The 11,361-nt window shown below is 65.0% G+C and carries 18 protein-coding genes and 1 pseudogene; 13 read left to right on the top strand and 6 right to left on the bottom strand.

The features are described 5' to 3' along the window. Positions 1-234 precede the first annotated feature (234 nt). Both VGV06_10045 and VGV06_10040 read right to left on the bottom strand, forming a co-directional pair. Positions 235-1,029 carry a zf-HC2 domain-containing protein gene (locus VGV06_10045; protein HEV2055497.1) on the bottom strand — a complete coding sequence of 265 codons (795 nt, stop codon included), beginning with the start codon at positions 1,027-1,029 and terminating at the stop codon, positions 235-237. Further along, positions 1,026-1,604, bottom strand: a complete 579-nt coding sequence (locus tag VGV06_10040; protein ID HEV2055496.1) for a sigma-70 family RNA polymerase sigma factor — start codon at positions 1,602-1,604, stop codon at positions 1,026-1,028. The genes VGV06_10045 and VGV06_10040 overlap by 4 nt, the downstream gene beginning before the upstream one ends. Before the next feature lie 188 nt (positions 1,605-1,792). Between VGV06_10040 and VGV06_10035 the strand changes: the two genes are divergently transcribed. The 4 genes from VGV06_10035 to VGV06_10020 are packed head-to-tail and all read left to right on the top strand — an operon-like array spanning position 1,793 to position 4,235. Then, on the top strand, positions 1,793-2,068 hold the full coding sequence (locus VGV06_10035; protein ID HEV2055495.1) for a DUF2282 domain-containing protein: 276 nt from the start codon (positions 1,793-1,795) through the stop codon (positions 2,066-2,068). A 40-nt stretch (positions 2,069-2,108) separates the two neighbouring features. Beyond that, entirely contained in the window at positions 2,109-2,984 is an 876-nt protein-coding gene (locus VGV06_10030) for a DUF692 domain-containing protein (protein ID HEV2055494.1), read from the top strand. Then, the gene (locus tag VGV06_10025) at positions 2,968-3,762 is read left to right on the top strand and encodes a DNA-binding domain-containing protein (protein ID HEV2055493.1); all 795 of its coding nucleotides are present in this window, start codon (positions 2,968-2,970) and stop codon (positions 3,760-3,762) included. Before VGV06_10030 ends, VGV06_10025 begins: the two co-directional genes overlap by 17 nt. After that, entirely contained in the window at positions 3,762-4,235 is a 474-nt protein-coding gene (locus VGV06_10020; protein HEV2055492.1) for a DoxX family protein, read from the top strand. Before VGV06_10025 ends, VGV06_10020 begins: the two co-directional genes overlap by 1 nt. 257 nt (positions 4,236-4,492) lie before the next feature. Here VGV06_10020 and VGV06_10015 read toward each other — a convergent pair whose 3' ends face one another. Next, positions 4,493-4,645, bottom strand: a complete 153-nt coding sequence (locus VGV06_10015; GenBank protein ID HEV2055491.1) for a hypothetical protein — start codon at positions 4,643-4,645, stop codon at positions 4,493-4,495. Between the two features lie 413 nt (positions 4,646-5,058). Here VGV06_10015 and VGV06_10010 point away from each other — a divergent pair, with 413 nt between their 5' ends. The 4 genes and pseudogenes from VGV06_10010 to VGV06_09995 all read left to right on the top strand — a co-directional run bounded on the left by VGV06_10010 (position 5,059) and on the right by VGV06_09995 (position 6,254). Beyond that, positions 5,059-5,307: a hypothetical protein gene (locus VGV06_10010; GenBank protein ID HEV2055490.1), complete on the top strand. Its 249-nt coding sequence runs from the start codon at positions 5,059-5,061 to the stop codon at positions 5,305-5,307. A 12-nt stretch (positions 5,308-5,319) separates the two neighbouring features. After that, positions 5,320-5,715: pseudogene (locus VGV06_10005) on the top strand (redoxin domain-containing protein). Positions 5,716-5,741: 26 nt separating this feature from the next. Beyond that, positions 5,742-5,936 carry a hypothetical protein gene (locus tag VGV06_10000; GenBank protein HEV2055489.1) on the top strand — a complete coding sequence of 65 codons (195 nt, stop codon included), beginning with the start codon at positions 5,742-5,744 and terminating at the stop codon, positions 5,934-5,936. After that, positions 5,937-6,254: an OsmC family protein gene (locus VGV06_09995; protein ID HEV2055488.1), complete on the top strand. Its 318-nt coding sequence runs from the start codon at positions 5,937-5,939 to the stop codon at positions 6,252-6,254. Between the two features lie 446 nt (positions 6,255-6,700). On the opposite strand, the gene VGV06_09990 is transcribed toward VGV06_09995, so the two are convergent. Together VGV06_09990 and VGV06_09985 are read right to left on the bottom strand one after the other, a co-directional pair. Beyond that, positions 6,701-7,630, bottom strand: coding sequence for a cysteine synthase family protein (locus tag VGV06_09990; protein HEV2055487.1), 930 nt, complete (start codon positions 7,628-7,630; stop codon positions 6,701-6,703). 35 nt (positions 7,631-7,665) lie between these two features. Beyond that, on the bottom strand, positions 7,666-7,872 hold the full coding sequence (locus VGV06_09985) for a hypothetical protein (protein HEV2055486.1): 207 nt from the start codon (positions 7,870-7,872) through the stop codon (positions 7,666-7,668). A 188-nt stretch (positions 7,873-8,060) separates the two neighbouring features. Here VGV06_09985 and VGV06_09980 point away from each other — a divergent pair, with 188 nt between their 5' ends. Continuing rightward, positions 8,061-8,720 carry a peroxiredoxin gene (locus VGV06_09980; protein ID HEV2055485.1) on the top strand — a complete coding sequence of 220 codons (660 nt, stop codon included), beginning with the start codon at positions 8,061-8,063 and terminating at the stop codon, positions 8,718-8,720. A 116-nt stretch (positions 8,721-8,836) separates the two neighbouring features. Here VGV06_09980 and VGV06_09975 read toward each other — a convergent pair whose 3' ends face one another. Beyond that, the gene (locus VGV06_09975; protein HEV2055484.1) at positions 8,837-9,325 is read right to left on the bottom strand and encodes a helix-turn-helix domain-containing protein; all 489 of its coding nucleotides are present in this window, start codon (positions 9,323-9,325) and stop codon (positions 8,837-8,839) included. On the opposite strand from VGV06_09975, the gene merB reads away from it, so the two are divergent. From merB to VGV06_09955, 4 genes are all read left to right on the top strand, one after another. Further along, positions 9,255-10,103 carry an organomercurial lyase gene (merB, locus tag VGV06_09970; protein ID HEV2055483.1) on the top strand — a complete coding sequence of 283 codons (849 nt, stop codon included), beginning with the start codon at positions 9,255-9,257 and terminating at the stop codon, positions 10,101-10,103. The genes VGV06_09975 and merB overlap by 71 nt on opposite strands. Next, positions 10,100-10,339, top strand: coding sequence for a glutaredoxin domain-containing protein (locus VGV06_09965; GenBank protein HEV2055482.1), 240 nt, complete (start codon positions 10,100-10,102; stop codon positions 10,337-10,339). Before merB ends, VGV06_09965 begins: the two co-directional genes overlap by 4 nt. 295 nt (positions 10,340-10,634) lie before the next feature. Continuing rightward, the gene (gene merF / locus VGV06_09960) at positions 10,635-10,844 is read left to right on the top strand and encodes a mercury resistance system transport protein MerF (protein ID HEV2055481.1); all 210 of its coding nucleotides are present in this window, start codon (positions 10,635-10,637) and stop codon (positions 10,842-10,844) included. Beyond that, positions 10,841-11,248, top strand: a complete 408-nt coding sequence (locus VGV06_09955) for a hypothetical protein (protein HEV2055480.1) — start codon at positions 10,841-10,843, stop codon at positions 11,246-11,248. Before merF ends, VGV06_09955 begins: the two co-directional genes overlap by 4 nt. Positions 11,249-11,361 lie beyond the last annotated feature (113 nt).

The following is an 11,361-nucleotide window of genomic DNA, read 5'->3' as shown; positions in this document are numbered from 1 at the left end:
GGCCGGCTTCGGAAGTCGCTGTCTCTTGCTGGCATGCGCGTGGGGCTGACTGTTTCTGGGAAGTTCCGGCCCGCGTGATGTAATGCACTTATTTCGGCGTTTTGCAGTGGGCCATGTAGCTCTGTCGATTCCAGGGCCTCCTGCCCCAGAGCTTCGACGATGATGCGGATGTTTGCGCCCAGGTCGACTATTCGACTTGTCTTCAATGGCCAAGTCGCAATGGATCTCCACCTCTTACAGTTGGGCCTCGCGGGCTCGCTCGACACGAAGGCGATCCGCGCATTCGAGCAGGGCGTCGTAGTCGAGCATCGAGACCAGGCTAAAGACCGCCTTCCCGTCGCGCCAGGACACGGTCCGGAGGCTCTTGCGCTCGCGGGTCAGATACTCGTGTCCGCGGTAGCTCACCGCCTTCCCGGGCAGGGTCTGTGCCTCCGCCGCGTCGGGAAGCATGAAGACCGACATCAGCATGTGCCCCTTCTCATAGAGCAGGTAGGCGAGCTTCTGTTCGCCCTCCTCCGAGATGCGCGCCCCGACCAGACGGATACCTGCATGGGAATAGTCGGGCACCGGGACACGCATCCCGATCCGATCCCGGACCCACGCCGCCACCCTGCCGGGCTCGCTCGACGTGAACTCGGCCGGACTTTCGATCTGCGCATAGGCGAGGTGCTTGTCCACGAGCGTGTCAACGAATCTGGGGGCACTCGGACCCGGTGGCATTGCGCGGGTGATGAGGATTGCCGCCAGCAGGACGGCCGCGGTGGCAAAGGCCGGCACGCCCAGCCAGACGCGCAAAGCCGCCCGCCGACGCTCACGGCGAGCCACCGCGAGTAGGCGCGCCCGGAGCTCCGGCGGCGCCACGTCGTGGGGCTGCTGGCGCAGCAGGACACGGAAGCGACGCTCCCCATCCGCCCGTCCGTGACATTCGGGGCAGGACGAGACATGAGCCTGCGCCGCCGTCGTGGTCTCGACGTCCAGCTCACCGTCCACGAAGGCGTGCAACATTGGTTCGAACTCCCGGCAGGTCATCGCGATTCCTCGCTGTAGCCGTGCTCACGGGCCAGCGCCCGAAGCTCCTTCCGGAGCAGCTGCCGGGCGCGGGACAGCCGTGACATCACCGTGCCGATCGGGCAGCTCAGGACCTGGGCGATCTCCCTGTACGTGAAGCCCTCGAGGTCGGCCAGCATGATCACCTGCCGAGACGCCTCAGACAGGGTCTTGAGCGCGCGCTCGACGTCGCCGTGGAACACTGTCTGAAGGAACTCCTCCTCGGGCGTCGACCGCTCCACGGCCGAGTCCTCGAAGGTCGCCGACCCGGCGCTCTCGCCAGCGGCCTCGCTCTCCAGGCGCTCACGGCCCTCCCGGCGGAGTTTGTTCAAGAAGGCATTGCGCAGGATGGTCACCAGCCAGGCCCGGCAATTGCTCCCGGGATCGAACTGGTCGAAGTGCCGGAGGGCCCGGAGCCACGTTTCCTGGACCAAGTCCTCGGCCTCTGACCGGTTGTGGGTGAGGCGGAGCGCCATGCGGTACAGAAGGTCCAGGTGGACCAGCGCCACCTCCTCGAATTCCGGCGCGTGCCCGCGCCCTCTGACCCACCTGAGCATAGATCCCCCTGGGCGAACCTCCACATGGTAAACCCCGATACCGGCTGTTGTATTCCCTGGATTCTGGGAAGGCCCGCGATTCGGTGGGGTGCATGGGAATAATCGGCCGGCTGTCGGTGTTAGAGAACCGAGTTGAGGCGTCCGCGATCGGACACTCCCATCCACCCATGACCAGGAGGACAGACCAGATGAAGACGACCCGTGTGCTCATCACGACTGCCGTCGCCGCCGCATTCTCCGTGCCGCTGTTCACCAGCGCGCAGGCCGGCCCGGCGCCGGTGCCGAAGTTCGAGCACGAAAAGTGCTTTAGCATCGCGCGGGCAGCCAAGAACGACTGCCAGACGGCCAATTCGTCCTGCGCGGGCACGTCCAAGCGGGACAAGCAGGGCGATGCCTGGGTGTACGTCCCCAAGGGCACCTGCGAGAAGCTCGTGGACGGCAGCCTGCAGCCCAAGAGGGCGTAGGGGCGAGGGAGCACTAGGCGATGGGTGGGCGAGTGGCGGGATGACCGGAGGCGATGCAGACACAGCTGGCGCGCCGGCGGCGGCCGGCATCGGGTTGCGCGCGCCCCACGTCCAGGAGGTCATCACCACTCGCCCGCCCATCGCCTGGCTTGAGGTGCATGCGGAGAACTATCTGGGAGGTGGTCCGACGCTGCGGGACCTCGATCAGGTCCGTCGCGACTATCCAGTCTCCCTCCACGGCGTTGGGCTCTCGCTCGGCAGCGCGGATGGCCTGGACGCACGCCACCTGAAGCGCCTCGCAACCCTGGTCGGGCGCGTCGAGCCCGCCCTGGTGTCGGAGCACCTGTCGTGGAGCATCACGGGCGGCGTCTACCTGAACCATCTTCTTCCGATGCCATATACCGAGGAGAGCCTCGAACTGGTGTGCCGTCACATTGACCACGTACAGGTCGCGCTCGGTCGGCAGATCCTGGTTGAGAACCCGTCGAGCTATCTCCGCTTTCGGCATTCACCCATCCCGGAGCCCGAGTTCCTGATCGAGGTGGCCCAGCAGACCGGTTGTGGACTGCTCTGCGACGTGAACAATATCTACGTCTCGGCCCACAACCTGGGTTTCGATGCCGTGGCCTACGTGGACGCTCTGCCGCGGGAGTCCGTGCATGAGATCCATGTGGCCGGCCACGCGCGCAATGACGCCGACGGGCTCACCATCCTCATCGACGACCATGGCTCGCGGGTCTCGCCCGAGGTTTGGAAGCTCTACGCCCATGCCTTGGCGCATCTCGGCCCGGTAGCCACCCTTGTGGAATGGGACACTGCCATCCCGGCTCTGGATGTCCTCCTCGCCGAAGCGTGCGTCGCCGATGGACTCTTGTACAGGGCGCTCCCAGGGACGCCTCATGCCGCCACTGCGTGAGCTGCAGGCCGCATTCCTGGAAGCCCTTCTTGGCGGCCCAACGGAGTCGGCTGCGGCGCAGATCCTGGCAGACGGCCTAAGGCCCCAGGCACGGCTTGATATCTACCGGCATCATGTGTTCACGACGCTCACGGCGGCGCTCCAGGCGACCTATCCAGTGGTCTGCCGTCTCGTCCATGAGCGGTTCTTCGGCTATGCGGCGGATCAATATATCCGCGCCCACCCGCCGGCCGGGCCCTGCCTGTTCGAGTACGGAAGCTCGTTCCCAGCATTCCTCGCCGACTTCGAGCCCTGCCGGCACTTGCAGTACCTGCGTGATGTGGCGCGGCTCGAATGGGCGCTGAACACAGCCACGCATGCTGAACAATCCGCGGCGCTCGATCCGGTGGTGCTCTCCCAGCTGCCCGTGGAGGATCTGCCAGGCCTGACCCTTCGCCTTGATCCGTCGCTCTCGCTGCTACGCTCGCCCTGGCCCATCGACCAGATCTGGCGGGTCAACCAGCCGGAGGGCGACCCCGACGCCACGGTGGATCTGGGCTCAGGTGGCGTGAGTCTGGAGGTGCGGCGGATGGGGGACCATGCCGTGTTCCGCCCGCTCGATCCAGCGATATATGTGTTCCGCCGCGCGCTCAGCCGCGGCGATTGTCTCGCTGAGGCGGCCGAGGCAGCTCTCGAGACAAATGGCGCGTTCGATCTCCCGCCGGCATTGCGGAACCTGTTCGCCGAGCAGCTGCCGGTCGACTATGAAGTCTCGTCAAAGGGTCCGGAGCACGGTTGATGGCTGACGGTACCCCGGACGCCCAGGCCGCTCCGGCGTTACGCAAGCTGGGCGAAACGGTGACCGATCTGCTCGGGCGCGTGCCGCCCTCCGTGCACCAGCTTCTGTTCCGCTTGGCCATCGCCAGCGTGTTCATGCCGGCCGGTCTGCTCAAGCTTGCCAGCTGGGAGTCCACGATCGCGTTGTTCCAGGACGAGTACAAGGTTCCGCTGCTCCCGCCGGTCATCGCGACGATGCTGGCCACCACGTTCGAGCTTGGCTGCTCATCCCTCCTCATTGCCGGGCTCGCCACCCGACTGGCCACGCTCCCCCTGCTCGGACAGATTGTCACCATCCAGCTCTTCGTCTACCCACAGGCGTGGCACGAGCACCTGGTCTGGGGTTCCATCCTGCTCTTCCTGTTGACGCGAGGTGCAGGAGCGATTTCGGCGGACCACCTGCTCCGCCGCTGGCTCGGGCCCCGGCCCTGCTGAGGTTGAGCAAATGATCTCCACCGCCAAGGTCAACTTGTTCGATATCGATGCTTGCAGGCCCGCGCTACCGTTTAGACCAAGTCAGCCTCGAAGGCGAGGGGATTGAGCGTGTCCAATCCCTTCGTTCTAGCAGTTGTCTTGAAAATACGGTCGACGTGTGACATGCCCCGCGCGAGCGCCGGAGCTGTCCCCGACGCTCGCTGCGCATTCAGCGGGAGCAGGTCATGGGGTGTCAGGAGCCCCTGGAACCCAACCTATTACTTCTTGTCCATCATCTTGTCGTCCTTCTTGTCCATCATCTTGTCCTTATCCATCATGTCTCCGCTGCCGCTCGGCGTCTGAGCGCAGCCGCCCGTTCCGAACGCCATCACCAATACCAGCGCAACCACCAGCATCGTCCACCGCCGCATAAGGGGCCTCCTCCAGGGAAGGTGAAATGCTCTGACTCGGAGTCCATCGTGTGCCCTGAGCGGTCGGCAGTTGTCACAACGATGGCAGATTTATCTCGATCGGCCGAGACCTGGTACGGCAGGGACCCGGCGGGCTGGAGTGCCTCGGCACGGGTTGGCGCCTGCCCGAGAAGCCGCTCCCCTGGGCGGAGCCTGCGGGCCGGACCACCCCCGGCCCGGGCAACGATCGCCGGCCTGTCGATACCCTTCCTGCCGGACCGGGCACCCGCCGCCGAATCGCAGGCAGCCGGCCATGCATCTAATTCCAGACAGACTGAATCGAATCGGGACCCCTGCCTTCGCACCATGGTGTCGAGGGGCTGGGGCTGAAGCATCGCGTGGCATCTTGACGCAGTCGCGGAGAGGATCAGCCTATGTCCCTGAAAGCAGAGCTCAAAGCGCTACAGACACGCCTCGAATCCGGGCGCCCGGCCGATGTGGTGGCGACCATGCACCGGGCGGTGGAGGAGCTTCGGGCCTCAGGGGCAGCTGACCGGGTCCTCAAGGTGGGCGATAAGGCCCCAGAATTTGTGTTGCCCAATTCCGCCGAGCAGCCGATTGACTCCCGCGCCCTCCTCGCCAAGGGGCCGCTCATCGTCACCTTCTACCGCGGCCGGTGGTGACCCTATTGCAATGTAGAGCTGGTGGCTCTACAAGCGATCCTGCCGGAACTCGCGAGGCTGGGGGCCACCCTCGTGGCGATTTCTCCGCAATTGCCTGAGCACAACCGGGAGCTGAGCCGGACACGTCAGCTGACGTTTGACATCCTGACTGATCGTGGCAACGAGGTCGCCACGAAATTCGGGCTGCGCTTCGAGCTGCCGGCGTATCTGCGTCAGGTCTACGGCACGTTCCCGCTGGATCTCGAGAAGTTCAACGGGGACGCCTCGTGGACGCTGCCGATCCCAGCTCGCTTCGTCATCGATCCGCAGGGCATCATTCGGGCCGCCGAGAGCGACCCAGACTACACCACCCGCCCCGAGCCGGAGGACACGCTCGAGGCGGTGCGGGCGCTGTCCCGGCAACGCTGAGGTGCTTCACTCGACAGGAGGGTCCCATGGCCGACGACTTTGAATACACGTCACGCGCCAGGCTCGAATACCGCGACGGCTACCGCCGTGCCTACCTTGGAGAGGTCCCGGAGCCGGTGGTCTACGGCGTGCAGGGCACCCTCCGGGAATACTACGGGGCCACGGAAGGTCCCCCGATCGCCTCGACTCTCGACCACATTGTGGCGGCCGTCGCGGGGTGAATGTACGGCACACTGCGCGGCGCCCTGGCAGGGCGCAACATCGCGTTTGATCGAGACTCCTACACGGCGACCGCCGAGGGGCGGATCTCCGGCATCGGCAAGACGATCCGTATCACGGCGATCCACGTGCACTACGACCTCACGGTCCCTGCGGAGGCGCGGGAGGCAACCGAGCGGGCGCTGGAGGTCCACCCACAGGGCTGCCCGGCCCATCAGAGTGTCAAGGACGCCATCACCATCAGCTGGTCCGCCACCCTCCGGGCAGGAGAGCAGGTGCTGACGCTCCACGAAGATGGGCGCCCTGCGGCGTCGGCGTAGGGGTCCGAAGGAGGCCACGATGAGGATGGACCGGTACGAGATCGCGTCGGCGCATTCGTGGACCGAACTCGCTAGGACACCAGCCTCAGACGAGGTCATCCCCGAAGGTCAGGTTGTTCGATTTCGGTAATTGCAGGCCCGTGATTTGAACCAACGGTGCCGAACGACTCCAGTTCTCGGTGCTGGGGACTGAAAGTCGCGTTTCAGCCGCCAACGTTTACTGCGCCAAGGAAAAGGCCTGGGACCAGGCCGGTCATGAGCGAGAACAGGCCTTATGGTACTTACGCGCTACCACTGGAAGAACCGGTTAGCGGAGTGCCGTAATAGCCCGCCGGGCACGGAGTTCTCGTTGACGATTCTCGCCCCCGATCGGCTCATCCTGGGCGATCCCGAGACATGCGTGCGCGAGTTCCATCGCTGGAAGGACGCGACGGGCGCGGCCTCGGCTAGTCCCAGAGCCGAGTCGAGAAGTAGCGCTCCCCGAGATCGTTGAACAGCGTCACGAAGCGTCCCGCTCGCTCGCGACGGGCGATGCGTTCGACCCCGACCATGTAGGCCCCGGAGGACTGGCCGACGAAAAAGCCCGCGCGGGCTAGTCTCCCACACATCTTGTAGGCGTCATCGCTGGTGACGGGAATCCGCTCATCGATGACCGCCTCGTCCAGGATCGCGGGGACGATATCCTCGGGACCCCCGAGCGGCTTGAGGCCTTCGATCCCGGGAAACACCTCCGGGAGCACGCAGATCACGCGGATTTTGGGGTCGTGCTCCTTCAAGCGTCTCCCCAACCCCGTCACCGTCCCTCCGGTCCCGACGCCTGCCATGACGTGCGTGAGCCTGCCGTCGGTCTGGTCCAGGATTTCGACAGCCGTCGTCTCGTAGTGGGCGCGCCAGTTATCCTCGTTGCTGTACTGATCGCAGAAGAAATAGCGCTGGGCGTCGGCTTCGTGGCGGCGGTGCACCTCGCGCAACGCTTCATCGTAGCCCTTCAGCGCGTCCGTGTAGACCAGGTGCGCGCCGTGCGCCAGCATCCGCTTCTTGCGCTCTGCGCTGGCATTGTCCGGAATGACGATTTCGACGGGGTAGCCGATGATCCGCCCCACCATCGCGTATGCGATGCCGGCGTTGCCCGATGAGCTGTCCAGGATGATCTTCCCTGGCAGCAGCCGCCCATCCGCCAGCGCTGGAAGCAGCATGCGCAGGACGGGGCGGTCCTTGAGCGAGCCGCCCGGGTTGAGGCACTCCATCTTCGCGAAGACCTCGACGCCGGGCAGGTCGGCGCCGAAGATGTGCACCGGGACGAGCGGGGTGTTGCCGATGGCGCGGAGCGCCGGGTAGCGGTCCAGGAACGGCTCGATGCGTTTGTCCCAGGGCATGACGGTTCTTGCGCTCCTCTGAAGCAAGCTCACGGTCAGCTTCGGTGGATCCGCCCCTCCGGCACCTCCACCCGCTTGATGCCCTTGAAGCTGAACAGGAGCTCGACCTTGTAGATGGACGGGTCCGTGGATACCTGCTGCAGGATCGTCCCGAGGGCCTTCTGCACGTTCTGGCTGAACGAGACGCCCTGGATGACGAGGCCGGACAGGTCTACCGTCACCCGCTCGTTCGGCTGAAACATAAACCCTCCCCGGGTCGCCCCCGCAGCATCGCGTGACCCATGGTATACCCGGCCGGAACTTGACGCGTGGGGAGCCCGGAGGTACTTAATGGGGGCCTGTGGTCACGCGACGGCGGCAGGAGGTGATGGCCCCAGTTCTTCCACGGGTAGCTCGCGTACGAACGGTTCACACGATGCGGAGGTGCGTCATGGCGCTGAGAATCAACAGTGAAGCTCCCAACTTTACGGCGGAGAGCACGCAAGGCCGGATCAATTTCCACGAGTGGATCGGCAATGGCTGGGCCATCCTGTTCTCGCATCCGAAGAACTTCACCCCGGTCTGCACGACCGAGCTCGGGTACATGGCGGGGCTGAAGCCCGAGTTCGAGAAACGCAACTGCAAGATCATCGGCCTCAGTGTAGATTCGGTCCCCGATCACCAGAAGTGGTCCAAGGACATCGAAGAGACGCAGGGGCACGCCGTCACCTACCCGTTGATCGGCGACTCCGAGCTGAAGGTGGCGAAGGCCTACGACATGCTGCCGGAGGACTCCGGCACCACTGCGCAGGGCCGCACCGCGGCCGACAACGCGACCGTGCGCTCGGTGTTCGTCATCGGGCCGGACAAGAAGGTCAAGGCGATGCTGACCTATCCGATGAGCACCGGCCGCAATTTCGACGAAGTGCTGCGGCTCCTGGATTCCTGCCAGCTGACGGCGAAGCACAAGGTGGCTACCCCCGTGAACTGGAAGCCGGGGGAGGACGTCATCATCGTGCCGGCAGTCTCCGATGCCGACGCCAAGCAGGCGTACCCGGGGGGCTGGAAGGCGCCGAAACCGTACATCCGGATCGTCCCCCAGCCGCGATAGGCAAGACGTGCTCACCGGCGGCGGCCGTGTCGCTGCCGCCGGTGAGCGGCTGGCCGCCCGTGCAGTCTCGGGATGGGCGACTTTCACACTCGTCCTAGGGGACTGAAAGTCGCGTTTCAATCCCGGGCGCTTCGTTCTGACGCCTTCCTCTGCGCCCGCACATGGCTCGCCGTTAACGTGGAGGGATTGTCTGGGCCCTCGCGAGACAAAGACTCGATGAGCGGACAGTCGGGGCTCCTGCCGCTCGCGCACTTGGCGACGGTCTCCCGGAGGACGCGCTCCATGGCTCGAAGGTCTGCGATTTTGGCTTGGACATCCTTCAGGTGCACGCCGGCCACGACCCGGACCTCGGCGCACGGCCGTTTGCGTTCATCGGCGAGCTTGAGGAGCTTCCGGACCTCTTCGATGGAAAAGCCGAGCGCCCGGGCGCGGCGGATGAAGGTGAGGCGTTTGAGATGAGTGCTGCCGTATCGCCGATAGCCCGCGGGACTCCTTGCGGGGGTGGGTAGGAGGCCGGCCTTCTCGTAGTAGCGGATGGTCTCGATGTTGCAGCCCGTCTGTTTGGACAGGGCTCCGATTGGTAACCCATCTGATCTGGCGTTCATGCCTGGTTCCACCCCCTCGAAGAAAGTGCTTGAGTCTGTAGTTACTACAGACTGTACCGTTATGCCAGGGGTTCGAGACGGTCACCGACGGCCTTGGAGGGGGATGCCCATGACATTCCAGATCAAGAGCGCGGCAGAGCTGGCGGATCCGGCGCTGGAAGCGCGATGGACCACACGGCGCGTGGCGCGGGAAGCCGAAGTTTTACAGGCTATTCTGCGAGCTTTCGTCGAGCGGCCCGACCCGATCGTGGTTGAGGAGATCATCCGGGCCTTCCCCGAGCGGGCCCCGGACGATATTCGAGCGGCCCTGACGAGGCGGGACGAGGACGACCTGATCCAAATCCGCGATGGTCGCGTGGACTTGGCGTATCCCTTTTCGGCCACCCCCACATCCTTTGTCGTCCATCTGTCGGGACGCGGAGACCGCTACGTCTGCTGCGCGATCGACGCGTTGGGAGTGGCGCCGATGCTCGGGGAGTCGGTGCGCATCCGATCGCGCTGCCATCATTGCGGGGAGACCCTTGAGTTGTCGGCCGATCCATTCGGGCCGGGGCCGGACGCCGAAGGGGTCATGGTCTGGGCGGGGAAACGGTGCGACGGCGAGCGGCGAGCCTCGACGACAACCTGAACGGCCCTCAACTTCTTCCGGTCGGAAGAGCATATGAGGGCGTGGTGGGAGGCCAATCCCACGATGGAAGGCGCGGGGACTCCGGTGTCCGAGGCCTTCAAGCTCGGCGAGCGGGTCTTTGGAGGGCTCCTGAGGGGCCAGAAGCCATGACGAACCAGCAGATCACGGTCTACTGGGCGACCACCTGACAGTCCTGCCACGCGGCGAAAGAGTTTCTTTCGTCTCAGGGGATTGCTTTTGTCGCGAAGAACGTCGCGGAGGACGCGACGGCTCGGGAGGAACTGGTCGCCAAGACCGGCCGCATGGCCGTGCCCGTCATCACGGTCGACGACGAAGTGATCGTCGGATTCGACCGGGGGCGGCTGAAGCGTCTCTTGGGGCTCTAATCGCGATGAAGGTCCGATGCCCCGATTGCGGGGAAGAGATCGAGCTGCCCCCTGGAATCACATCCGGGGACCTGCTCGATTGTCCGAACTGCGCGGGCCACGCCCTGCGTATCAGGGATGAGGGAGGGCAGTGGTCTGCCACCCTCGCGTATCGGGTGAGCTGTCCGGGCTGCGACGAGGTGATGACACTGTCGGAAGATGCCAAGGCGGGAGACGTGATCGAGTGCTGCGGGCGGCGCTATCGGCTCACCTTTGAATACGGGGCCTACGCCGCAGAGGCGCTCTAGGAGGAGCGATGTGGCGTGATCGCTGGTTGCTCCTCGGTGTAATCGGCGCGGCGCTGACCTGCCTGGCCTGCCTCACCCCGGCGCTGGTGCTGCTGCTGGGGGCACTTGGCCTCGGTGCGCTCACGGGCCGCCTGGATCTGGTCGTGCTTCCTCTGCTCATCGGTTTCACCGGGTTCGCCCTGTACCGGTACAGACAGGTCCGGAGGAGAAAACCATGAAACTTGGCTCGCTGGGCGCGGGTGTGGCCGCCTGGGCTGGCGCCCTGCTGTCATCGCTCTGCTGTCTCTTGCCGCTGACCGTCATCGTCCTCGGCCTCGGAAGCGGCGCATTCATGGCGGTGACCATGCAATACCGATGGATCTTTATCCCAACGGGAATCCTTGGCGTGGTGGCGGGCTTCGCCCTCTACATCCTGGAGCGTCGTCGGTGCGAAGCGCTCGCCTGCCGCATGGTGGGGGGCAGGACTACCTTGGCTCTGTTGGGGCTGGCTAGCCTTGTCGTGGTGACGGCTGTTCTGCTCGATCGGTTCCCCGAAATGGCCTCTGACATCCTGGTCCGCCTGAGTGACACAGGTGGGCACGGCGCCGCCGGTCATGACATGAAGGGCATGGGCGGGAGGTGATGCGATGATGCGCAGACACGGATTCTGGGTCGCTACGCTCATTCTGCTGTTGGCGGCGCAAGTCGTGCTAGCCGCTCAGTCGACGGTCGTGCTGTCGGTTGAAGGGATGACCT

This window comes from Candidatus Methylomirabilota bacterium (assembly GCA_035936835.1).
GTDB lineage: Bacteria > Methylomirabilota > Methylomirabilia > Rokubacteriales > CSP1-6 > AR37.
Note: the sequence above shows the minus strand (reverse complement) of the source record. Positions and strands in the feature narration are given on the sequence as shown.